The organism is Pseudomonas sp. GW821-FHT01A09 (assembly GCF_058986725.1).
Window position 1 is genome coordinate 135158 of record NZ_JBYSWB010000005.1, and the last position, 22801, is coordinate 157958.

Annotated in this window: 21 protein-coding genes, 1 other RNA gene and 1 pseudogene; 6 read left to right on the forward strand and 17 right to left on the reverse strand. The window is 64.3% G+C overall.

From position 1 onward, the window contains the following. Window positions 1–72 precede the first annotated feature (72 nt). Window positions 73–555, reverse strand: a complete 483-nt coding sequence (locus tag AC3WJP_RS08325; protein WP_493721003.1) for a DUF2938 domain-containing protein — start codon at window positions 553–555, stop codon at window positions 73–75. A gap of 203 nt (window positions 556–758) precedes the next feature. Here AC3WJP_RS08325 and AC3WJP_RS08330 point away from each other — a divergent pair, with 203 nt between their 5' ends. Beyond that, complete coding sequence (locus tag AC3WJP_RS08330; protein ID WP_493721004.1) at window positions 759–1028, forward strand: hypothetical protein; 270 nt, start codon at window positions 759–761, stop codon at window positions 1026–1028. Between the two features lie 44 nt (window positions 1029–1072). Beyond that, on the forward strand, window positions 1073–3634 hold the full coding sequence (locus AC3WJP_RS08335; protein ID WP_493721005.1) for an excinuclease ABC subunit UvrA: 2562 nt from the start codon (window positions 1073–1075) through the stop codon (window positions 3632–3634). A 361-nt stretch (window positions 3635–3995) separates the two neighbouring features. Here the strand turns inward: AC3WJP_RS08335 and AC3WJP_RS08340 are convergent, their stop codons facing one another. From AC3WJP_RS08340 to AC3WJP_RS08385, 10 genes are all read right to left on the reverse strand, one after another. After that, window positions 3996–4847 (reverse strand): DUF6282 family protein, encoded by an 852-nt coding sequence (locus AC3WJP_RS08340; protein ID WP_493721006.1) that lies wholly within the window; start codon window positions 4845–4847, stop codon window positions 3996–3998. A 144-nt stretch (window positions 4848–4991) separates the two neighbouring features. Continuing rightward, window positions 4992–5924: an alpha/beta hydrolase gene (locus tag AC3WJP_RS08345; RefSeq protein ID WP_493721007.1), complete on the reverse strand. Its 933-nt coding sequence runs from the start codon at window positions 5922–5924 to the stop codon at window positions 4992–4994. Further along, window positions 5915–6889 (reverse strand): NAD(P)H-dependent flavin oxidoreductase, encoded by a 975-nt coding sequence (locus tag AC3WJP_RS08350; RefSeq protein WP_493721008.1) that lies wholly within the window; start codon window positions 6887–6889, stop codon window positions 5915–5917. The genes AC3WJP_RS08345 and AC3WJP_RS08350 overlap by 10 nt, the downstream gene beginning before the upstream one ends. 93 nt (window positions 6890–6982) lie before the next feature. Beyond that, window positions 6983–7333, reverse strand: coding sequence for an antibiotic biosynthesis monooxygenase family protein (locus AC3WJP_RS08355; RefSeq protein WP_493721009.1), 351 nt, complete (start codon window positions 7331–7333; stop codon window positions 6983–6985). After that, window positions 7330–8487, reverse strand: a complete 1158-nt coding sequence (locus tag AC3WJP_RS08360) for an LLM class flavin-dependent oxidoreductase (protein ID WP_493721010.1) — start codon at window positions 8485–8487, stop codon at window positions 7330–7332. Before AC3WJP_RS08360 ends, AC3WJP_RS08355 begins: the two co-directional genes overlap by 4 nt. Then, window positions 8484–9188, reverse strand: coding sequence for an RraA family protein (locus tag AC3WJP_RS08365; RefSeq protein ID WP_493721011.1), 705 nt, complete (start codon window positions 9186–9188; stop codon window positions 8484–8486). The genes AC3WJP_RS08360 and AC3WJP_RS08365 overlap by 4 nt, the downstream gene beginning before the upstream one ends. Further along, the gene (locus AC3WJP_RS08370; RefSeq protein ID WP_493721012.1) at window positions 9185–10336 is read right to left on the reverse strand and encodes an isocitrate/isopropylmalate dehydrogenase family protein; all 1152 of its coding nucleotides are present in this window, start codon (window positions 10334–10336) and stop codon (window positions 9185–9187) included. The genes AC3WJP_RS08365 and AC3WJP_RS08370 overlap by 4 nt, the downstream gene beginning before the upstream one ends. After that, window positions 10333–11313, reverse strand: a complete 981-nt coding sequence (locus AC3WJP_RS08375) for a hydroxymethylglutaryl-CoA lyase-like TIM-barrel protein (RefSeq protein ID WP_493721013.1) — start codon at window positions 11311–11313, stop codon at window positions 10333–10335. The genes AC3WJP_RS08370 and AC3WJP_RS08375 overlap by 4 nt, the downstream gene beginning before the upstream one ends. A 184-nt stretch (window positions 11314–11497) precedes the next feature. Next, a complete protein-coding gene (locus AC3WJP_RS08380) occupies window positions 11498–12430 on the reverse strand; it encodes a LysR family transcriptional regulator (protein ID WP_493721014.1) in 933 nt (310 codons plus the stop codon). Window positions 12431–12468: 38 nt separating this feature from the next. Beyond that, window positions 12469–13551 (reverse strand): serine hydrolase domain-containing protein, encoded by a 1083-nt coding sequence (locus AC3WJP_RS08385; RefSeq protein WP_493721015.1) that lies wholly within the window; start codon window positions 13549–13551, stop codon window positions 12469–12471. Window positions 13552–13669: 118 nt separating this feature from the next. Here AC3WJP_RS08385 and AC3WJP_RS08390 point away from each other — a divergent pair, with 118 nt between their 5' ends. The 3 genes from AC3WJP_RS08390 (at window position 13670) to AC3WJP_RS08400 (ending at window position 16903) form a co-directional block, all read left to right on the forward strand. Then, window positions 13670–14551 (forward strand): LysR family transcriptional regulator, encoded by an 882-nt coding sequence (locus AC3WJP_RS08390; RefSeq protein ID WP_493721016.1) that lies wholly within the window; start codon window positions 13670–13672, stop codon window positions 14549–14551. A 134-nt stretch (window positions 14552–14685) separates the two neighbouring features. Beyond that, window positions 14686–15624, forward strand: a complete 939-nt coding sequence (locus tag AC3WJP_RS08395; RefSeq protein ID WP_493721017.1) for a DUF2242 domain-containing protein — start codon at window positions 14686–14688, stop codon at window positions 15622–15624. A 115-nt stretch (window positions 15625–15739) separates the two neighbouring features. Next, window positions 15740–16903: a zinc-binding metallopeptidase family protein gene (locus tag AC3WJP_RS08400; RefSeq protein ID WP_493721018.1), complete on the forward strand. Its 1164-nt coding sequence runs from the start codon at window positions 15740–15742 to the stop codon at window positions 16901–16903. 67 nt (window positions 16904–16970) lie between these two features. On the opposite strand, the gene AC3WJP_RS08405 is transcribed toward AC3WJP_RS08400, so the two are convergent. Beyond that, window positions 16971–17387 carry a GNAT family N-acetyltransferase gene (locus AC3WJP_RS08405; RefSeq protein ID WP_493721019.1) on the reverse strand — a complete coding sequence of 139 codons (417 nt, stop codon included), beginning with the start codon at window positions 17385–17387 and terminating at the stop codon, window positions 16971–16973. Window positions 17388–17630: 243 nt separating this feature from the next. On the opposite strand from AC3WJP_RS08405, the gene ffs reads away from it, so the two are divergent. Next, an RNA gene (ffs, locus tag AC3WJP_RS08410) (signal recognition particle sRNA small type) lies at window positions 17631–17727 on the forward strand. A gap of 556 nt (window positions 17728–18283) precedes the next feature. Here the strand turns inward: ffs and AC3WJP_RS08415 are convergent. The 5 genes and pseudogenes from AC3WJP_RS08415 to AC3WJP_RS08435 form a co-directional block, all read right to left on the reverse strand. Then, window positions 18284–19246, reverse strand: a pseudogene (locus AC3WJP_RS08415) (antitoxin Xre/MbcA/ParS toxin-binding domain-containing protein). 336 nt (window positions 19247–19582) lie between these two features. After that, window positions 19583–19858, reverse strand: coding sequence for a DUF3077 domain-containing protein (locus AC3WJP_RS08420; protein ID WP_493721020.1), 276 nt, complete (start codon window positions 19856–19858; stop codon window positions 19583–19585). Between the two features lie 548 nt (window positions 19859–20406). Further along, the gene (locus AC3WJP_RS08425) at window positions 20407–21486 is read right to left on the reverse strand and encodes a protein-glutamate methylesterase/protein-glutamine glutaminase (RefSeq protein WP_493721021.1); all 1080 of its coding nucleotides are present in this window, start codon (window positions 21484–21486) and stop codon (window positions 20407–20409) included. Beyond that, complete coding sequence (locus AC3WJP_RS08430) at window positions 21483–22289, reverse strand: CheR family methyltransferase (RefSeq protein ID WP_493721022.1); 807 nt, start codon at window positions 22287–22289, stop codon at window positions 21483–21485. Before AC3WJP_RS08430 ends, AC3WJP_RS08425 begins: the two co-directional genes overlap by 4 nt. After that, window positions 22286–22801: a chemotaxis protein CheW gene (locus tag AC3WJP_RS08435; RefSeq protein ID WP_493721023.1), complete on the reverse strand. Its 516-nt coding sequence runs from the start codon at window positions 22799–22801 to the stop codon at window positions 22286–22288. Before AC3WJP_RS08435 ends, AC3WJP_RS08430 begins: the two co-directional genes overlap by 4 nt.

Sequence of the window (22801 nt, forward strand, 5' to 3'; positions counted from 1 at the left end):
GGTGACATCCGCGTTCGGTATCCGACCCCTTGTTATCGGCGGTCCGCTCATTCACTGAAGAGGGCTGTGGAGTCAGCCAACTATTAGCGCACTGACGAACAGACCGATGGCGAAGACCACGTGGCCAATGATATTCAGCGCCCGCGCCAGATTCGGATTGGGCGCTTTCGAACAGGCCACGCCGACGCCCATGCCCGGTTGCAGGATGAACCAGCCGGCACCGACCGTGACCAGGCCGACGATCAACGCGGGTGCGAAGGTGGGCGCATGCACCCATTGCACGCCCCAGATCAGCAGCAGCGCGGCAGCGAAGATGATCCCCACCACGTAATGCATGATCCAGCCCAGGCGCAGTTCGTTGGCGACTTCGGGAGACTGGCCAATGCCGTGCGGGTGTACGAAGGTGCCGTGGGGCATGCCGGCGAACCAGCGACCGACCAGATGCCAGGGCGGCGTCGGCAGGTTGAACACGGCTTTGAGCAACTGCGCCCATAGGTCGAGCAGGGCAGTGGCGGCGACACCGGTGAGTACGGAGTAAAGAATGAAGGCGAGCATCTTGATCCTTATAGAAGAGTCGTCGAGGCAATCGACAAGGTCATGAGCGTTCGAGAACGACGCGCGTCTGACAGTAGCAGCCGCTGATAAAGTTTGCGCACTGATGGCTTGGACGCTGAGCAAATCGTACGTGGCACGTATTGCGCTGAACCGAACCCGTCGGCCCGCTTTCCAACACACAAGTGAAGCTCAGGAGAGCCCCGATGGAAACCTTGTATACCGATCTGGCTGGCCTTGAACGTGGCGAGTCGGATGCCTGCACCGAGATCTGGCTGGCCGAGCCGCAGCGTTGCCTGTGGCGTGCAACCCAGGTGGTCAGCCATGAAATGATGAGCGAAGGCACCCACGAGCAGAACCTGAAGCGCGTCTATATCCGCAGCGGGCCCATGGCCGACAATGCCGAGATCGAACGGGCCGTGCGCCAGCGCTTGCTCGAACGGGGCCGCGAGGGCGAGTTTCCGCCGCCAGCCTGAGCGTTGCATGGCTGGATTCCTTTACTTTTGAACGGGCGGGACCCATGGCACCCAAGCATCCTTCTGCGACACCTCCTCAACCACTGCCGGGCAGCTCCGGCTTCGTCAAGGTTCGCGGCGCCCGCGAGCACAATCTCAAGAATGTCGACGTCGATATTCCCCGCGATGCCCTGGTGGTGTTCACCGGGGTGTCGGGTTCGGGCAAGTCGTCGCTGGCGTTTTCTACGGTCTATGCCGAGGCGCAGCGGCGCTACTTCGAGTCGGTGGCGCCTTACGCGCGGCGCTTGATCGATCAGGTCGGCGTGCCCGATGTCGATGCTATCGACGGCTTGCCACCGGCCGTGGCCCTGCAACAGCAGCGCGGCACGCCGAGCACGCGTTCGTCGGTGGGCAGCGTGACTACGTTGTCGAGCCTGGTGCGCATGCTCTATTCCCGTGCCGGGCATTACCCGCCGGGCCAGGCGATGCTTTATGCCGAGGACTTTTCGCCCAATCTGCCCCAAGGTGCTTGCCCCGAATGCCATGGCCTGGGGCGGGTCTATGAGGTCACCGAGGCGACCATGGTCCCGGATCCGTCGCTGACCATTCGCGAGCGGGCCATCGCCGCCTGGCCGCTGGCCTGGCAGGGGCAGAACCTGCGCGACATTCTCGTGACCCTGGGCTATGACGTCGATGTGCCCTGGCGCGAGCTGCCGCAGGAACAACGCGACTGGATTCTGTTCACCGAGGAGCATCCGACCGTGCCGGTGTACGCCGGCCTGACCCCGGCGCAGACCCGCACCGCCCTCAAGCGCAAGGCCGAACCGAGCTATCAAGGCACCTTTACCGGGGCCCGGCGCTACATCCTGCACACCTTCACCCATTCGCAAAGCGTGCTGATGAAAAAACGCGTCAGCCAATACATGATCGGCAGCCCGTGCCCGCTGTGCGACGGCAAGCGCCTCAAGCGCGAGGCGTTGTCGGTGACCTTCGCCGGTGTCGACATCGGCGAGTTGTCGCGGCTGTCATTGCTGCAACTGGCCGAATTGCTCGAGCCGGTGGCGCAGAACCGTGAAGGCCATAATCACGGCAGCAACGATTCGTCCTTCACCGTGGAAAAGCGTTTGGCCGCCCAGCGCATCGCCCAGGACCTGCTCGAACGGGTGCAGGCCCTGACCGACCTGGGTCTGGGTTATCTGGCGCTGGAGCGCAGTACGCCGAGCCTGTCGTCGGGTGAATTGCAGCGCCTGCGCCTGGCCACGCAGCTCAATTCTCAGCTGTTCGGCGTTATCTATGTGCTCGATGAGCCTTCCGCCGGCTTACACCCGGCTGACGGTGAAGCGCTTTACGCAGCGCTGCAGAAACTCCAGGCGGCGGGCAACTCGTTGTTCGTGGTCGAGCACGATACCGAGATCATGCGCCGCGCCGACTGGCTAATCGATGTCGGCCCGGCGGCGGGGGAGCACGGCGGGCAGGTGTTGTACAGCGGCCCGCCCGCGGGGCTGGCGAAGGTAAAGGCCTCGCAGACCCGCTCCTATCTGTTCGACGATCACAGCCCCAAGGTCGAGGCACGGCGCGCACCCCAGGGGTGGCTGCGACTCGAAGGTGTCACTCGCAACAACCTGCGCAACCTCAACGCCGAGTTCCCGCTGGGCTGCTTTACCGCGGTGACGGGGATTTCCGGTTCGGGCAAATCCAGCCTGGTGAGCCAGGCGCTGCTGGAGTTGGTGGGCAGCTATCTAGGGCAGCCCCAGGACAGCGGCGAGCCGCAGGAGCTCGATCTCGAAGACGACACGCCGCAGAGCAGCGAAGGGCGGGTCACCAGCGGCCTGGAACGGATCAAGCGCCTGGTGCAGGTGGATCAGAAGCCCATTGGCCGCACCCCGCGTTCGAACCTGGCCACCTACACCGGGCTGTTCGATAACGTGCGCAAGCTGTTCGCCGCCACCAACGAGGCGCGCGCCGCCGGCTTTGACGCGGGGCAGTTCTCGTTCAATGTCGCCAAGGGACGCTGCCCGGGCTGTGAGGGTGAGGGTTTCGTCAGTGTCGAGTTATTGTTCATGCCCAGCGTCTATGCGCCGTGCCCGACCTGCCATGGAGCCCGCTACAACCCCGAGACCCTGGCGATTCACTGGCAGGGGCTGACCATCGCTCAGGTGCTGCAATTGACCGTGGAGCAGGCCTTGGCGGTGTTCGCCGAGCAACCGACGGTGTTGCGCTCGCTGCAGGTGCTGGCGGACATCGGCCTGGGGTACCTACGGTTGGGGCAGCCGGCCACCGAGCTGTCAGGTGGGGAGGCGCAGCGGATCAAGCTGGCGACCGAGCTGCAGCGCAACCAGCGCGGTGCCTCGTTGTATGTGCTGGACGAACCCACCACCGGCCTGCATCCACGGGATGTCGATCGCCTGTTGGCGCAGCTCAATGCGCTGGTGGACGGCGGGCATACGGTGATCGTGGTCGAGCATGAAATGCGCGTGGTGGCGCAGAGTGACTGGGTCATCGACATCGGCCCGGGCGCCGGGGACCAGGGTGGGCAATTGGTGGCAGCGGGGACACCGCAGCAGGTCGCCAAGATCAAGGGCAGCCGCACGGCGCCGTATCTGGCCCGGGCCCTGGGTCTTGGGTAGGCCCTAAGGACGCCTTCGCGGGCAAGCCCTGCTTCCACGGTGCAGCGTCGTGCATCTATAGGAGCAAGGCTTGCCCGCGAAAGGGCCCGCACGCCACGCTGGCGGCAACGGCGCTGTCGGTCTCATCAAGGGTGCGGCTGGCTGTCACCGGCGGTTCGGAGCGTGACATGGGCAATCCTTATGGCGTGGTCGGGTCGGCTGGGTCTGAGACGTCCGTTCGACTTCCGGCTGTTGCTGCCCAGTCTACAGGCACGGAGCGAATAAAATCTGCGCTCGCGTGGGCGAGCGTCGACGCCAGGATGACGCGATACAGTCCGGCCGAATCAAGGTTTTCATGGCGGCGGGGGCGCCAGCCAAACCATCACAGGCTCAACATCTGCAGTGGCCAGCGCCGGGTGATGTCATCGACACGCTCGGCGCTGAGGTTGAAGTCTTTCGTCCATTGCTGGCTCAAGGTCAGCCATTGGGGCAGGTCAGGCTGGCTGGTCTGGCCCAGGTCGGAGCTGTACAGCACCCTCGGCAACTTCCTCAGCACGGTGGCAAAGTCAGTGGCCGGCTGGTAGCCCAGCAGGTAGGTGAGGGCGGTCTGCTCGATGTACAGGAACGGCAAGTCGCCCAGCGCCTCGAGCGCCGTCGCATCCAGCCCGGTCAGCGGGTTGGCCGGCTGATTGAGCATCAAGCGTGGCACGCCGAGACGATCCGCCGCTTCCACCAGCCGCAATACTTCCGGCCCATTGGCATGCCCGGTGGAAATCACCAGCGGATAGTCGCGGCTCATGCGCAGCAGGTCGAGGGTGGCGGCGCTGAGCTGGCCGCTGGCACCGCTGACGGTCAGGGCCTGGATCGGCCGCTGGCTGAGAATCGGATGGCTGAGGGTGCGGGTCAGACGGCTGCTGTGCTGGCGCCCGGTGACCGTGGGCAGGTGCACGATAAAGCGCAGATCGGCATCGTGCTGGCACAGCGAACGTTCCACCACACGCGGGTCGAGGCCGCCGGCGATTTCGTTGAGCACGATCGAACCGGACACCGGCAGGCCGCGGGCGCGGGCCTCCCAGGCCTGGGCGGCAGTGCAGCCGAGGTGGTTCTTGAGCACCACCCAGCCGTGATGATCCCGATAGCGCTCGCCGGCTGCGGTGGCGCTGTGGCGACGCAGGTAGGCGTCGGGGCCGGCGTGGTAGTGCACGTCAATGAATTGCGCGTCGGTGATGTTCATGGCGGTGCCTGTGTGGGGATCGAGGTTGATTGGGCCGGCCTCTTCGCGAGCAAGCTCTGCTCCCACCGGGGGAGCGAAACTTGCTTCACCTGTGGGAGCAGAGCTTGCTCGCGAAGGGGCCGGTACGCTTTGCGAAGATTCAGTTCATGGCGCGATCTGCGCGCTCAGATGCAGGTGTTCCTGCACGCAGGCCCAGACCCGCGCCGGTTGTTCCATATGCGGGCGCATGCCGCTGGCGGGGATGCTGGCGGCCAGGTGGCGGGCGGTGCGCGGGAAGCTGACGTTGCTGGCGCGGACCAGGTGCGATTGTTCGCCGTAGAGGCTCAGCAGCTTGCCGGGGTAGGCGTGCACCGCACTGCGTAGATCGAGTTTCGCCAGCAGGCCGAAGCCGCGTTGGAGTCGTTCGCAAGCGCTGGCCATGGCCTTGTGGTGAGGGGGCTTGCCCCCGAGAGGTTGTGGCTGATGCTGCGCGCAATGCACGTCTGGCCTCTCGGGGGCAAGCCCCCTCACTACAGGGGTATTGGTATCGGCTGCCACCCAGTGATCCAGCCAGCGCAATGCCGTGGTCAGCTCACCGGCGGCTGCCAGCTGCGCCATATACCCCAACCGTTCATCCAGTCGCGCATCCGCCTGGGTCGGCGCACTGATCAACAGGGTCGCGGGTATTTGCGCGGCCCAGCGGCTGGCCAGCAGACTCTGCACCACAGCACCGCCCAAGGCCCCGCCCGCCAGCAGCTGGATCGGCCCGAGGCCTTGGAGAATCCGGCGCCAGGCATCGGCAAAGCTCGGCAGATCCCCAGGCGCCGGTTGCAGCGACAGGCTGTCGAAGATCATCACCCGATACCCGAGCGCCACCAGCCGCTCGGTCAGCGGCGCGAAGAACTGCCCCTCGTCCCAATAGGGCATCACCGGCGCCATGACCACCGCGAGGGCAGGGCCGTGGCCGTGGCTGACACAGGCGATGTCCCTGCCGTTGCAGGACGCGCCATTTGCTCCAGCGGCGCTCAAGTCCAGGCCACTCGGCGCTACGCTGCCCGAATCGCCAGTCGGCAGATCGGCAAAAGGCTTCACAGGCATCGGCGCACCCCTCGTTGCAGCACTTCCCGCGCCTGCGCGACGATCTGCTCGACCAGTTGCCCGGCCGGCAGAATGTCGTTGACCAGATCCACCACCTCGCCCGCCCAGATCGCCCGTACATCGAGGTTGTCGTCGCGCAGCGCCGCCGCATAGTCGTAGGCGACGCTGGACGCCGCGCTGCTCAGCAAATGTTCGCGGCCCAGCCAGCGGTCGGTGAACTGATTGGCCAGGGCGCGGCCGCTGTAGTGCTCCGGCCAGTCGATGCCGCGGATCTGGTCGAAACCGCGGGTGCGCACGGTGTCGCTGGCGACGCCTCGCACCACCCGTTGCTTGAGACCGGTGGAGGGCAGGGCTTCGTCGCTGGCCAGAAACCGCGTGCCCATCATCACCCCGTCGGCCCCCAGCAGCATGGCCGCAGCCAGGCCACGGCCGTCGGCGATGCCACCGGCAGCGATCAACACCGGCTGCTCGCCCACCGCGTCCCGCACCGCCGGAATCAACGGCAGGCTGGCGCGACGCAGGCTGTGCCCGCCTGCCTCGGCGCCCTGCACGATCAGGGCATCGGCGCCGGCATCGAGGGCCGCCAGGGCCTGATCGACATCGTGCACCTGCACCACCACCAGCGCCCCGGCATCCTTGATCGGCGCAACGAAGGGGCGCACGTCACCAAACGACAGGGCGACCACGTGGGGCTGGTATTCCAGGGCCAGGTCGAGCAGGGCCATGTGCTTGGCCACGGTGAACATCACCAGGCCGACGCCCCACGGCTCGCTGACTTCACGCATCGGCTCCAGCTCGGTTTTCATCCAGGTGGCGTCGCCATAGCTGGCGCCGACCAGCCCCAGCCCGCCGGCGCGCGACACCGCCGTGGCCAGGCGCGCGCCGGACACCGCGCCCATGGGCGCCAGTATCACGGGATGGGGGACATTGAACAGTCGGCACAGTTTCGAATCCAGGGTACTCATCAGGTGCAGGCTCCGTTGCAGGCACTCGCGCCTCCACTCGGAGGACGCGATGCCGGTAAAAGAAGCGGCGCGGAGCAAGCCGCGCCGCGCCGGTCAAGACGCGCTAACAGCTGCCTCCAGGGCGCTGGGGATGTAATCGGTGACACGGTACAGATGGAATTCCCAACTGCCGGTCTCCTTGAGTTTCAGATAGCGGCGGTTGAACTCGTCGTCCTCGAACAGCGACTCGAACTCGGCCTGATCGCGCCACAGCGCCTGGTTGATCACGGTCTTGCCGTCGATGCTCTTGTACAGTCGGCTCCACTCGAACGAGGGATAGGTGCGCGCCACATAGCCCACGGCCGAACGCAGCACGTTCAGCGCCGCGTCCTGCTGGCCGTCGTCGACATGCACCACGTTGACCAGATAGATGGCGTCTTGCTCGTTGTTGGCGAAATCGGTCATGCCACGTCCTCCAGGGCCGGCGAATAGGGTTGGCGCAGGCCTTGCTGTTCGAGGCGCGGCAGCACGCCGTCGACGAAGTCAGCGAGGCCCTGGTGATAGTCCAGCCAGGTCAGGCACAGGCCGTCGATGCCCAGTTCGCTGTAGGCATTGCACTGCTCGGCGATCATCTCGGCGGTGCCCACCAGCGGCATGCCGGCAAAGCCCGCCTTGAAGTGGAAACGAAAACGCTCGGCGTCCTCGGCGTTGGCGAACATGCCGCTCTGCACGCCGATTTCGGCGGTGACGTTATCCAGCGCGGCCTCGTCGCCGTGCTGATTGACGTAGTAGTCCAGGTACTGTTCGGCCTCTGCCAGGGAGTCTTTTTGCACCACGTAGGCGTACACCCAGATCTGGATTTCGCGGCCGAATTCCTTGCGCGCCAGGTCGCGGTAGGTGTTGATCTGCGCGCGCATGGCGTCGGGGCCGTCTTCCTGCTTGAGGATCAAAAACGCCGCGTCGCAATGCTCGGCGCAGAAGCGTCGGCCGCGTTCCGAGCCCCCGGCGTTCATCAGAAACGGCCGGTTGAGCGGTTTGGGTTGCGACACGCCCTGGGCGATGTTGAAGAACTCGCCCTTGAAATCGAAGGCCTGGGGTTCGGTCCAGGCCTTGCGGGCCACGCTCAGCCACTCGTCGGCATGGTCGTAGCGGCGGTCGTGGGGCAGTTGGGTGCCGCCGTTGAACATGCCCATCTCCTTGCCGTACCAGCCGCAGATGATATTGAGGCCGAAGCGCCCGCCGCTGATGTGGTCGATGGTGGCCGCCTGCTTGGCGGCGAACAGCGGGTGCACGGTGGACAGGTGCGAGGTGGTGAACAGCGCGATCTGTTCGGTCACCGAGGCCAGGCCGGCGGCCCAGGTGTAGGTTTCGTACGACACGCCCATGGGGTCGCTGTCGCCACCCCAGCCACGCCAGCGGCCCACTGGCAGCAAGAGTTCGAAGCCGGCGCGGTCGGCTTTTTTCGCCAGTTGCAGGTTCGCGGTCCAATCGGCGGCGGCCAGGCGCTCCGGGGCCGAGGTGAGGGTGCAGCCGCCTTCGATATTGATCCCGAACACGCCGAGCTTGAGGCGGTTGCTGCTGCTGAACATGGGGTTGGGTTTGCGGGTGATTGCAGTCATTGTGCTGCTCCTTGCGGGGTGTCTTTGACGTTCGTTTGCGCGTTGAGCCAAGGCTGGTCGTAACGATGCAGGCGGCGGGCGTCGCCCAGAGACAAGCCGCGGCTGATCGACAGGATGATTTCGCGCTCGGTCCGCTCCACGGCTTCGGCGCGTGCCAGCACCGCTTCGAACTGCGCGCGGGGAATGGCCAGGCAGCCGCTGGCGTCGGCGACGATGACGTCACCGGGGTAGATCGCCACGCCGCTGATGCGCACTGGCACCTGCACCGCCTTGAGCTGCACGCGGTTCTTGCCCGACTGCATGAAGCGGCCGCGGCTGAACAGCGGATAGTCGAGGCGTCCGACCGTGTCGAGGTCGCGGCCGACGCCGTCGATCAGGGTGCCGTTGATGCCGCGCTGGCTGGCGAAGTGGGTGAGGATGTCGCCCCACACGGTGGCATCCAGACGGCCATCGTTGCAGGAGACGATCACCGAGTCGGCGGGTACTTCATCGATGTAGTTGGCGGCATTGCGAAAGCCGCCGTGCTCGGTCACCGGTTGGTATTGCACGGTGTAGGCGTAGCCGCAGCAGCGTGTGCCGGGCACTTGCTGGTGCAGGCCCAGCAGGCCGCCGGCGATGCCGAGGCTGTCGAGGGCGTCGCTCAGGGCGGCGGTGTCGAGGGCGGCGCAACGCAGCAGCAGGGGATCGGCAGTGGCGTTCATGAGGGCGTTCCAACGGAGTGAAGGGTGCGGCTGGCCAGGCTGTTGGCCAGGCTGCGTTCGATGATGGCGCTGGCGACCTGGCGGGTGCTGGCGGTGCCGCCCAGGTCCGGGGTCTGGCAGACGCGCCGGGCCACCTGGGTGACCGCACGCTGAATGGCGTGGGCCTGGTCGCTGTAACCCAGGTGGTCCAGCAGCAAGGCGACACTGAGGAACATCGCGCTGGGGTTGGCCACCTCGCGGCCGACGTAGGCCGGGGCGCTGCCGTGCACGGGTTCGAAGTACGCCGCCTTGCTGCCGAAATTGGCGCTGGGGGCCAGGCCCAGGCCGCCCATCACCCCGGCGCCGAGGTCGGAGAGGATGTCGCCGAACATGTTCTCGGCCACCACCACGCCGAAGCGCTCGGGGCGGCGGATCATCCACAGGGCCACGGCGTCGACGTTATCGATGTTGGCCTTGATCTGCGGGTAGTGCAGTGCCACTTCGTCGAAGATACCTTTGGCGAAGGCGCCGCTGTGGCGCAGCACGTTGGGCTTGTCGGCCAGGGTCACGCGGTCGAAACCCTGCTGACGGGCGTGCTCGAAGGCGAAGTGGAACAAGCGCGTGAGGCCATTGCGGGTTTGCAGGCGCAGGGCCACACAGGCGTCGTCCGGGCCGTTGCGAGTCCAGGGCGCGCCGTGCAGTTCGCGTTGCTGCAGCAGCGGTTCGAGTTCGGCCGGCACGCGGCCGTAATCGAGCCCGGCATACAGGCCCTCGGTGTTCTCGCGGATCACCGTGAAGCGAAAGCGGTCGTCGCCCAGCACATCGGTGACCGGCCGCACGTTGGCGTACAGGCCCAGTTGCTGGCGCAATTGAATCACCGGCGACACATAGTCGAGGCCCTGGCCCCGCAGGTGCTCGGGCAGTTGCGCCTCGGCCTCGTGCAGGGGCTGGCTGGTGATGGCGCCGAGCAGCGTGGCGTCGGCCGCGGCGATGTGCGCCCAGGTACGGGCCGGTACCGGGTCGCCGTCGCGCCGCCAGCATTCCCAGCCGATCTCGGCGAACTCCAGGTCGATGGGCAACTGCAGGGCGTCGAACAGCGGCAGCACGGCGTCGGTGACTTCCGGGCCGATGCCGTCGCCGGGCAATACGCATACGCGATGGCGGGTCATGGTCGGGCCCCCTCTACGCGTCGCGTCGTGAGGTTTTGCTCATGCAGGGCGCGCAGGCCATGGAAGGTCGAGTCCAGTTGCAGACGGGTCATGACTTCGTCCAGCCGCGCCTGTACGTCGAACGGCAGGTTGTAGGCGCCCAGCATCACGTCGACCAGCGGCGCGGGCAGGTTGCTGGAGGCGACCCGCTGCGCGGTGTATTCCGACAATTCCAGGGCCTTGACCAGGTCGTGACGATCACGGTGGTCACAGCGATGCAGGTAGCCGATCAGCATGCCCAGCGGCAGGTTACCGGCGCCTTTGCCCATGCCGCACAGCGAGGCATCGATGTATTCGGCGCCGGCGTCGATGGCGGCCATGGCGTTGGCCAAGGCCAGCGACAGATTGTTGTGGGCATGAAAGCCCAGGGGCGTGTGCACGTCGCGGGCGGTGCGGGTGAATAGCTGGCGCACGTCGTCGGGCAGCATGTGGCCGTTGGAGTCGGCGAAGCAGATGACATCCACGCCGACCCCTTCGGCGCGCTTGGCCATGTCGGCCAGCACTGCGGCCGGCTGGGTGGTGACGTGGGTGATGTTGGCGCTGACCTGAACACCGAAGGATTTGGCCAGGGCCAGGGTCTGCAGGCCTTCGTCGAGCTGATCCAGGCGCAGGCAGACTCGCACCATGGTCACGCCACGTTCGGCCAGTTGCGCCAGGTCGACGGCATTGACGTTGCGCGGATGGACCATCACGCACAGGCCCAGACGCCCCTGCGCTACCTTGACCAGCGCGTCTATATAGTCGCCAGTCACGGCGCTGTTGGCGCCATGCTCGGGTTTGCGGATGAACGAGCCGTTGCAGTAACCGATCTCGGCGCAGTGCACGCCAACATCGGCCAGATGCTCAACGGCATTGATGGCGTAATCGGTGGTGAACTCGAAGTTGTTTCGATACCCCCCATCACGCAGTGTCACATCAATGATTCTGACTTGGCTCATGACTCGATTCCCTTGAGTGGATGCTGGTACTGCTGGGAGTCGATGGTCGTGGCGAAAGGCAATAGGGTAAATTCCCAAAAAATTGCCAGGGGCAGGAGAAAATTCCCCTTGCGGGGGCGGGGCGCTGGCGTGTTCGATAGGCGCTATCGAATAAGCCCGAGCCGCGCCTTTGGCGGGGTGTCGCCTAGAGGCTGTCGCCGGCCGGGAAGCAATCGATCAGAAAGTCCATGACGGCGCGCACCGAAGGGTCCTTGCGCAGTTCGACGTGGACGCCGAGCCAGATATCCACGATCAGCGCCGGAGCGGCGCATTCAAGGCGCTGCAGGAGCGGGTCCTGACGGGCCAGGTAGTCCGGCAGCAGCGCCACGCCCAGGCCACTGCGCGCCGCCGCGGCGCGGACTTCCGGGCTGCGGGCGCGCAACACGATCGGCCGTTCGCCGACCACCTCATGCAACCAGTCGTGCTGGGGCGAGGCGTTCATGGTCTGGTCGTAGACGATGTAGTCGTACTGCTCGGGCAGCCGTGCGTGGGTGTAGCCCGGCGCCGCGTACAGACCGTAGGACAGGCTCGCCAGGCGGCGCACCACCATGTCGGTCTGGGCCGGGCGGCGCAGGCTGATCAGCAGGTCGGGTTCCGACGTTTTGGCGTTGGCCTGATCCTGCCCGATGTCATCGGGTAGCAACAGGCTGACGTCGATCGCCGGCTGTTGCCGTCGCAGATGGCCCAGGTGCGGGGCGATGAACGCCGATGCCAGGGGCGCTGGAGCGCTGATCGACAGCGGCACGAAGCGCTGGGTTTGCGAGCGGGCGATTCTACGGATGGCCTGGGCTTCCTGATGCATGCGCTGGCCGATTTCGGCGACGCGCCGGCCAAAGGCGGTGAGTTGGTACTGGCGCTGGCGGCGGTCGAGCAGCTTGAAGTTGAGCGCCTGTTCGAGGGCGGCGATGCGACGGGCGACGGTGGCGTGTTCGACGCCCAACTCGCGGGCGGCGCCGTTCAGTGAGTGGGTACGGGCAAAGGCCAGGTAGTGGCGCAGATTTTCCCAGTCGAACATGCCCGGTTCGTGGGCGGCGGGCGCAGTTCGTCCGACGCCGGTGGGCGGAAGGGTAGAAGTCATGGAGAGGTTGCTCGGTTACGGGTGGAGCGAGCGCTATCTCACACCCCGTAGACCGCGTTGCGCAGGAGCACGGCCAGAGCCGAGTCCGTTGTGTTTCCAGCTGTGTTGGTGAGGGCGACCCCGCTCAGGTGCTTGAGCGGATCGACGAACCATGAGTGGCCGCAAGCGCTGTGCAGGCGCCAGGTGCCGATCGATTCCGGGCTGTCGGCGGCCAGCGGATCGCGCAGCACCGTGAAGCCCAGGCCGAAACCGCGGCCGGGCCAGCCCTGCAATTGCAGGTCGCCGGTCTGGATCGCCGCCATTTCGCCGATCATCACTTTGGACAGCAGCACACCGCCACCCTGGCGCAGGGCTTCGAGCAGCAGCAGATAGTCGTCGGCGGTGCTCATCAGGCCATCCTTGAGCGGATGCACCGGCTGGCCGTTGACGAATACCGGCCCTGGCCGGGGTTGATCGGCCAAGGCGTAACCGGTGCTGCGCAGCCGCAACGGGCCGATGACATAGCGTTGCAGCGCCGCTTCGAGCGAACCGTTGGCGAACTGAGCGATCACGGCGCCCAGCACGTCACTGGCCATCGAGTACCCCCAGGCGCTGCCGGGGCGGTAGCGCAGCGCAGTCATGCCGAGCTGGCGCAGGGTGATGGGCAGTTGGGCGTCGTCGGCGACGCTGGCATCCTGATACGCCATAGCAGAGGCAGCGGCAGCGGGAAGACGGCGGGGGAAACCGGCGCAGTGGCTGAGCAGTTGCCGCACGGTGATGACTGCGAGGCTGCCATCGACCAGCAGCGGCGTGAAGTCCGGCAGCCAGCAGCGAATGTCCTCGTCGAGGCTCAAGCGACCGTTTTCGACCAGGGCCAGAGCCGCTACCGAGACCAGCAGGCGCGACAGGCAGGACAGGCGCAAGACCGAGTTGGCGGTGACGGGCGTGCGATGGGCAGGGTCGAGTACCCCGATGTCGCGCTGGTAGATGAGCTGTCCGTCCAGGGCGATGCGCACTTGCCCGCCCACGAGATGCCCGCTGCGCAGTGCCGACTCGAGCGCTGCATCGACGCGGCAGCCGATGGCGCCGGCGCTGAGCAGGTCGTAGTCGTGCACCGTACGAAGCGGGACATTGACGGACATTTAGAATCCATTTGAAACAATTTTGATAAAGCGATGTTAGCGGGGGGGGCAATCGTAGAAACAGAGGTTACAATTCCGATCTAAACGGATGTTTGTGTCCGCAATCTAGGAGCCCGCAATGGACAAGCTCAATGGCATTACCGTGTTCGTGCAGGTTGCGGAGAGCCGCAGTTTCGTGGCAACGGGTCGGGCGCTGGGGGTTTCGGCCTCGGCAGTCGGCAAAAGCATCGCGCGCATGGAGCACAAGCTTGGCGCGCGGCTGTTTCACCGCAACACCCGCAGCATCAATCTGACCGCCGAAGGCGCAATGTTTCTGGAGCGTTGCCGGCGCATCCTCAACGAGCTGGAGGCCGCCGAGCAGGAGCTGTTCATGACCTCCGAGTCGCCCAAAGGGCGGTTGCGCGTGAGCATGCCGCAGGTCGGCAACGTGATGTTCGTGCAACTGGCGCGGTTCATGGAGCGCTTTCCGGAAATCCAGCTCGACCTGGAGTTCACCGACCGCCTGGTGGACGTGATCGAGGAGGGTTTCGATGCAGTGATCCGTACCGGCGTGCTCAACGATTCGCGGCTGATGGCGCGGCGTCTGGGCGACTTCGCCTTTCATATCATCGGCGCCCCGGCGTACTTCGAGCGTTTCGGCGTGCCGAGCAGCCTCGAGCAACTGGCCGAACACCATTGCCTGCATTACAAGCTGGCGTTCAGCGGCAAGCTGGAGCGCTGGCCGTTTCGCGATGTAGCGGCAACGGCGGAGCCGAAGATTCCCGTCACGCTGGTCTGCAATAACATCGAGATGCTCATCCATGCCGCGCGGATGGGCCAGGGGCTGGCCTGCGTGCCGGAGTTCGCCGTGCGCAAGGACCTCGAGGATGGACGCTTGCGCTCGATCATGGCGCCGCAACTGGAGCGTACCCTGCAGATGCAGGTGGTCTGGCCGTCGAGTCGCTTTTTGACCCCGAAATTGCGCGCGTTCATCGATTTCATCTGCGAAGAGGGCTTGTAGCGCGACAGGTGGTTGGCGAGCAGGGCAGGGGCGAGTAGGGTGTTGCCTCGTGTGTCATTGCCCACACGCTAATTCATGGGCGCGACTGCGGTGTTGTGAGGCACAATAGGCGCTGACTTTTTTCGGGATTCGCAATGTCCAGATTCACAGGCTTCGGTATGCCCCGCGCTGCGGTGGCGCTGGCGGCTGTGCTGGCCAGCCTGGCCGGCTGCTCCAGCAACAAGCCCGCCATTTATGATCATGAAAACTTCGACGAGTCGGGGACCTTTTCCCGCACCTATCCGGTGACCGACGTCGCCTCCTGCGAAGCCGCGCGCCGCGCGTTGCTGAGCCAGGGCTACATGATCACCAGCAGCGATCCCAAGCTGGTCAGTGGCCACAAGAGCTTTCAGCAGACTGGCGATACCCACATGGAAATCAGCTTCAATGTGGTCTGCGCCACCGATGGCGGGCACGGCGCGACCATGTTCGCCAACGCCCTGCAGGACCGTTATGCGCTGAAGAAGACCAACAACTCGGCCAGCCTTGGGGTCGGCGTGCTGGGTTCGGTGTCGATGCCGATCGGTTCCACGGACGATTCGATGGTCAAGGTGGCCAGCGAAACCGTGACCTCGGACAAATTCTATGACCGTTATTTCGCCCTGGTCGAAAACTTCCTGCCCAAGGACGCCAAACCCAAGGCCACCGTCGAGGTGAAATCCAAGGACGAGTTGGGCGTGCCTGAGCAGCCCGCCGAGCAGAAGCCCGGTGCGCAAGCGGCGCCTGCAGTGCCGGCGCCTGCCGTGGTACCGGGGTCGATAGCGCCTGCCCCGGCAGCGGCGCCGGTGGTGCCGGCAACGCCAGTGAGCCCTGCGGCTTCAGTGGCGGCGGTGCCTGCCGATGCCCATGCCGAGGCGGTAGCGGCCACTGCTGCGTCCGCCGCCCCTGCTAACTCGACTCCCGTTGTCCCGGTAGCGCCCGCCATGCCCGCGCAATTGCAGCCCGTGGATGAAACCGTGCAGTCGCAGCCCGTTGTACCGCCCGCCGATGTCGAGGCGCCGATATCGGTCCAGCAGCAGGCCAGCACGCCGTGATGGTCAGCGCCCGGCAGCCACCGCATGCCGGGCGCTCCACGCCATTAGGCCCCTCGATGAAACCTTTCTCTCGTGGCCATGATCTAGTCTCAGGCAGGTCATCCAGGAGAGCGTCATGTACCGTTTTTTCGAGCAATTGAGCACCAGAATCGCCGCCCCCTTCATCCAGAAAGAACGCCGTCACAGCAAGGTCTGGGAGTGCCAGTGCGGGCAGTCGATCTTCTTTCGTAACAGTCAGTGCCTGGCCTGCCAGGCGGCGTTGGGCTATTGGCCCCATCGCGGCATGCTGTCGTCGCTGTCGGCCGGGCCTGAACTGGGCACCTGGAGCCTGGATGCCGAAGAGCAGGCCGGGCTGTTCCGCCGATGCGCCAACCTCGATACCCCAGCGGCCTGCAACTGGCTGATCCCGCTGAACGACACGGGCGATCTGTGCATCGCCTGTGCGCTCAACCGCACCATTCCCGATCTGTCGATCCCGGAAAACCCCGGCTACTGGTGCAAAGTCGAAACCGCCAAGCGCCGCCTGGTCGCGCAGTTGCTGGACCTCGGCTTGGCGGTGATCCCCAAGAGCCAGGACGAGGCCACCGGGCTGGCGTTCGATTTCGTCGGCGTCGACCTCAGTGGCGTGGCGCCGACCACCGGCCATGCCGACGGCCTGATCACCCTGGACATCAAGGAGGCCGACGACGCCCACCGCGAGAAGGTCCGCCTGCAGATGCGCGAGCCTTACCGCACGCTGCTTGGGCACTTCCGCCACGAAGTCGGCCACTATTACTGGGACCGCCTGATCGCCGACAGCAAGTGGCTGGAGGATTTCCGCAGTCTGTTCGGCGATGAGCAGGCCAGCTACGCCGACGCGCTGCAACGCCACTACGATCAGGGGGCGCCGCTGGACTGGCAAGCACATACCGTGAGCGCCTACGCCACCATGCACCCCTGGGAAGACTGGGCCGAGACCTGGGCGCACTACTTGCACATGATGGATGCGGTGGACACCGCCCTGGGCTTCGGCATGAGTGCCAAGCAGATGGACCTGGACTACCAGCCGTTCCCGCTGGAGACCCTCTACGACCCCGAGCACAAGAGCGGCCCGGCGTTTCTGGCGTTCGTCAACGCCTGGATCGAACTGGCCGGCATGCTTAACGAGCTGTCACGCTCCATGGGCCAGCCGGATTTCTACCCGTTCGTGCTGCCGCCGGCGGTGATCGCCAAGCTGCACTTCATCCATCTGGTGATCCAGGACGCCGGCGGGCGCGCCGACGAAGTCCTCAACGTCTGACCACACTTCCCGCCGCCCCCTGTAGCGAGGGGGCTTGCCCCCAAAAAAACCGCACAGACACCCTGCCTCACAACCCCAACACCATCCGCCGCTCATACCCGACCCGGCCTTTATACGCCTCCCCGCTGTCGACCCAGCCCATCGCCGTATACAACCCCAGCGCCGCCTCATTGCCGGCATCCACCGAGAGTTCCAGCCGTATCACCTGCGGCCAGACCCTGCCCACCGCCACCGGCAGCGCCGCCAGGCACGCCCGCCCCAGCCCGCGCTTCTGCTGGCGATAATCCACCTGCAAGGCATTCACTGTCGCCGCCTGCGCGTGGGCCCACGGCGCCAGCATCTGCCCGCGCTTGACCAGCAGAAACGCCAACGGCACGCCATCGACCAATAGCGCAAAGCCGCGCACCGCATCTTCCGGCAGGCCCACGAGGCTATACAGGGCGCTGGCGATATCGCCACTGAAGTCCCTCTGCTCGGGCGTCACCTCGATGTCCAGCAGTTGCTGACGTTACTCGGGTGTCAGGTCCAGATAATCGACCAGCTGCACAACGACCACCTTAAGCACTGTTTTGAAGGGCAAACAGGGTCCCCCGCCAAGGTTCCCCAACGCAAGCGGCAAGTGCCTGAAGGCCATGGAAATTTCTCTGCGATCAGAGGTTGTAAGTTCTCGCCAGACCGGTACAATGGCCCCGCTCGCCGCCAGGTGAGCAGCGCGTCATGGTGACCCCATCGGTCCCCCCGCAACGATTACCCGTGAACCTGGTCAGATCCGGAAGGAAGCAGCCACAGCGGGAACATTGTGTGCCGGGGTGTGGCTGGTGGGGTTGCCTCCATTCTTTAAGTCCTTGAATCTACAAGGATTTATCAGCAAGAAAATCGTGAAGTGGACCAGCTACGTAGTACACCTGAGTGGTGCACACGGGACGCATGGTATCGTGATCAATTCATACAGCTAACTCTGTTTCTTTACAGTCCAGCAACTGGTTCTTGGGTAGAGAATGGGATAGGTCTGGTGGCTGAATATTCAGCGGGATCTGGCTTTGAGTGACCTATTAGGCGTACTGGCTGACTTTGTTTTCCAAGCGATTTGCTTCCCTATCGGTTGGCCTTTGATGAAGGCCCTCACCCTCGGGAAGTACCCCGTTAAAGGCTCCTGGTTTTCAGAAAGCCCTTCAGCCAATGGACGTCGGCGATTGGGCTAGCTGTTTTGGTCGTCGCGATGATGGCAGCAATGAAGCAATTCGTGCTTGATTAGCTAATGACTAAGAATGAGGAGCATACGCTTGCGCAGCTCAAGCAGGTATCCATTGATATGGCAGTAACTGGCACGATCTCCGTGCAGATTTAGCAAAACACCCTGCATAAGCGGTTCTTGTCGGATCAGCTTTCGTCCTGCTCATCCGAAACGCGGGCCTGTGCATGCTGCGTAATCCAGCTTTTCATGTACTCCAGTACGCGAGTCGCACCTTCGACGGATTCAGCGAGCTCAATGGGTCGCTTATCGTCCAAATAGGGATTGGGCTTTTCCATCCAATTAAACGCTGCAGCCTTACTCCCGCGCACAGGAATTGCCAATTCCAGGATCTCCTGCAACAGCTCAGGTTGCCCGTACCAAGATTCAGGCTTGGTGGTCGGCTTTCTGCTCTGAATGACGCGGGGGAGCTGGCAAGCTGCGAGTTCGCTCGCGTTGACATACTCTCGCCTCCAGTGCGCGAGCTTCACAAGGTCAGTATTCGGCCGCCGTGATTGATCGGTGGTTGGCACGACCACCCCGATCACCACATTGGTATGGGCTCTGATCATTTGCAGGGCCGGCGCAATGTCTGTGTCGTTTGTGACGATCACAGCATGGTCAATCTGCCCGGTAATCGCGTCGTGATAGGCATGCAGGGCGAGATTGACATCACTCTGCTTCTCCTCAACTTTCCATGCTTGAATTTCCTGACAATCGCGGGGGAGCCTGTCGGGGTACTCGGCGTCGACTATCTTCACCTTCATCTTGTTGACCGCTTAGTAGCCTTCGATCAGCTCGATTCGACTGCCATGCAGTTTGCGCAATGCAGTGTGATATCGGGCTTGGTATGACACTGAGTCACGGGCTCGAGCTACGGATTCGATGATTTTTGCAGTGAAGAATTTGATCGAAGGGGAGGTCAGCAGGGTTGAATTCCTGATACAACCCTCGGCATCGCTGACTAGCGCCGATGGCAGGATGTGTTTTTCGAAGAGGGGGAGCAGATCTAGCCATTTGTGGGGAGTGCCACGCAAACAGCCATAATAGAAGTTGTATCCGTCGATGTAGATGCGAGTGCGCAGAGGCTCAAGCTCAGGCATTCCTTGCATTTCTCGTACTCCAGAAACGAAAAAACCGGCTAGCGCCGGCTTTTTCCCCCTCGAACCAGATGGTCAAGCCACACCGGTCATGAGGGTTAGTTGTTGCCAATGATTATGTCGAAGGATGACATCCGCGTCAACGTTGCTCACGTAGACTACTCCACTGACTGCGTCAAAGAGGCAGGTGGAGTGGAGGTAACCGCCCCAAGTCTTACGGTTACGTCGCCGCCGAATGGGCGCGAGAGCTTGCCATCAAATTTGGCGTATCAGAGCGTCGGCGGCTTCCGGTACGCAAACTGGGGCAAGCTTCCATTGCAGGTGAGCGTTGCTATCTCGCCCGTTGCCTCAAGCGTCCAACCCACCCATCAGCGAATCGACCACCGCTTTGGCTGACTTGAGCGTGTGAGCCATGGCGAAGGCGTCTTCACTGGAAATCGTTCGGGTGCCCATGGCGGTGTCGTGCAGCGAGGCATGCAGGGCGTTGAGCAGGGCGGAGACGGTTTCCATCGCGTCGGCGATAGGGATGTCAGGGGTGACGTTGAACAGGCAGCGTTCGAGGTGGGCTTCGCCGGTGGGGCAGAAGGTGTGGCCGGGGGCAGTCATAATTTTTGAATCGGGCATGATCGAGCTTCCTCTTTGAGAAGGAGCTGTCGCCGTTCGTTACCAAGCGAAAGGTGACAGCTGTACGCGGGTTGGTAAACCGGTCATACCCACCCGGCAGGCACAAGGCCTCCCGCGTACAGCCGCCATGACACGATTTGCAGGCGCGAAAATACGGCCAGCGAATCGTTGAGCGCTGATGAATATGAAATCGGGTTACCAAGCCCGGCCACTGATGAGCAGCGACGTCGGCACCATACCGATGGCGATTGAAGCTGGCAAGGCTGGCCCTATCGCAGCACCGCCTGCAACAGTGGCTGGCGGACCGCTCATAGCGCCAGGCATGAATCGCGGACAATAAAAAACCCGCCGAAGCGGGTTTCCCAAGACCATCCCAACATCCTGTCGGCGGCCCTCCGGGCCATGGTCGATCGTCCTTGATCCAGCAGCGCTGCCTGCGTTGCTGTTGATGGGTCTAGATTACTGCGGCGCTGGGGCCAGCAACAGAGCCAAACGCCGCCACGTCATGTAAGCCTTTGGCTATAGCGCCTGTGGTTGAACGCAAAGCCTCAGCGCCGCCTGCCGTTATCCAGCACCCGCGCGGCGATGTCGTCCAGCGTCACCACCTGATTCACGCCGCCCAGCTTGATCGCCTCGCGGGGCATGCCGAACACCACGCAGCTGGCTTCGTCCTGGGCGAAGGTTTCGGCGCCGGCGTCGCACATCTCCTTCAGCCCGCGGGCGCCGTCGTCGCCCATGCCGGTCATGATGATGCCCGTGGCGTTACGGCCGGCGAAGCGCGCCACCGAACGAAACAACACGTCCACCGAGGGACGATGGCGATTGACGTGGGGGCCGTCCAGCACTTGTACGTGATAGAAGGCGCCGTTGCGTTTGAGCACCATGTGCTTGCCGCCCGGGGCGATCAGGGCCAGGCCTGGTAACACGCGGTCGTTGTTGCGCGCTTCACGGACCTCGATGGCGCACAGGCTGTTCAGGCGTTCGGCGAACGAGGCGGTGAATTTTTCCGGCATGTGCTGGACGATCACCAGCCCCGGGCACACCCTCGGCAAGCGCGTGAGCACCTGCTCCAGCGCCTGGGTGCCGCCGGTGGAGGTGCCGATGGCGACCACGCGTTCGGTGGTCTGCGCCATCGCCTGGCCGCTGGCTGGCAGGATGACGTCGGCGCTGCAGCGCTGCGGCGGCGCCACGGCAGGCCGCGGGCGTGCCTGCAATACGCGCAGGTTGGCCTTGGCCGCACCGCGCACCGCGCTGAGCAGCTCGGCGGCCGCTTGCTGGAGAAAATCCTTGAGGCCGCTGCGCGGTTTGGTGATGACCTCGACCGCGCCCGCCGCCATGGCCTGCAGGGCGGTTTCGGTGCCCTTTTCGGTCAGTGACGAGCAGATCACCACCGCCGTGGGGCGCTCGCTCATCAGTTTGCGCAAAAACGTCAGGCCGTCCATGCGTGGCATCTCGATGTCGAGGATGATCACGTCAGGCCATTGCTTGTTCATCTTGTCCAGAGCGAACAGCGGATCGCTGGCGGCGCCCAGCACCTGGATGTCCGGCTCGCCTTCGAGGATGCCCTGGATGACCTGGCGCACCACCGCCGAATCGTCGACCACCATGACTTTGATCCGGTTCATCATGGCTTGCGGTAGATCGAAGGCGAGATGACGTCGAGGCTGTCGCACACGCCGTTGAGGCTCTCGGAATGGCTGACCACAAAGTACCCGCCGCGGCGCAGGTGCGGCAGCAAGCGCTGCACCACTTGGCGTTTGGTGGCCATGTCGAAGTAGATCATCACGTTGCGCAGCATGATCACGTCGAATTCGCCCAGGCGCGGCAACGGCTCGTTGAGGTTGATGCGGCTGAACTGCACGCGCTCGCGCAGACGCCGCTCCACCAGCAGCGTCCCGGCCTGGCGCCCGATGCCCTTGAGGCAGTGGCGGCTCAGCAAATCGTGGGACAGGTTGCGCGCGCGCTCCATGGGGTAGTGGCCGGCGCGGGCCTTGTCCAGCACCTGGGTGCTGATGTCCGAGGCCAGTACCTCCCAAGGGCCATTGCCCAAGCCGTCGGCCAGGGTCATGGCGATGCTGTAGGGTTCTTCGCCGCTGGAGCAGGCGGCGCTCCAGATCCGCAGCGGCCGGGTGGTCGAGGCGTGGGGCAGGACCTGTTCGCGCAAAAAATCGAAATGCTTGGGCTCGCGGAAAAAATAGGTCTCGTTGGTGGTCAGCATGTCCAGCGCCATCAACGACTCGGCGGCGCCTTCCTGGCTGCTGATCAAACGAAAGTAATCGCCGTAGCTGGTCAGTTCATGGTGGCGCAGACGCTTGGACAAGCGCCCTGCCACCAGGGCCTTTTTCGCCGAGCTCATATGGATGCCGGCGGTGGCGTGCAGCCAGGCCTGAAACTGTTGGAATTCCCTGTCCTTCAGGGCGACGCTGTTCATGCGGCGCTGTCTGCGTTGACGTGGGACAGCACGGCCATGTCCTCGACGCTCAGCACATGATCGACGTCCAGAGCGATCACGAAACGCCCATCGATGCGCGCCATGCCGCTGATGAAATCGGTGCGGATGCGCGAACCGAAGCTAGGCGGCGGTTCGATGGCCTCGGCGGGAATGTCCAGCACGGCCGACACCGCATCCACCAACAGGCCGAATACCTGGCGTTCGCCATCTTCGGCCAGCACTTCGATGATCACCGTGCAGCTGCGTCGGCTGATGGTCGACCGCGGCTGGCCGAAGCGCGCCGCCAGGTCGACCACCGGCACCACGGCGCCGCGCAGGTTGATCACGCCCCGCACATAGTCGGGCATCATCGGCACCACGGTGAGCTGGCCGAACTCGATGATTTCCTTGATGCCCGGGATCGCCAGGGCGAACAGCTCCTCGCCTATGGTGAAGGTCAGGTACTGGTTGTCCTGGCTATCGCTGGCCGGGATTTTCTCGGCGGTACTCAT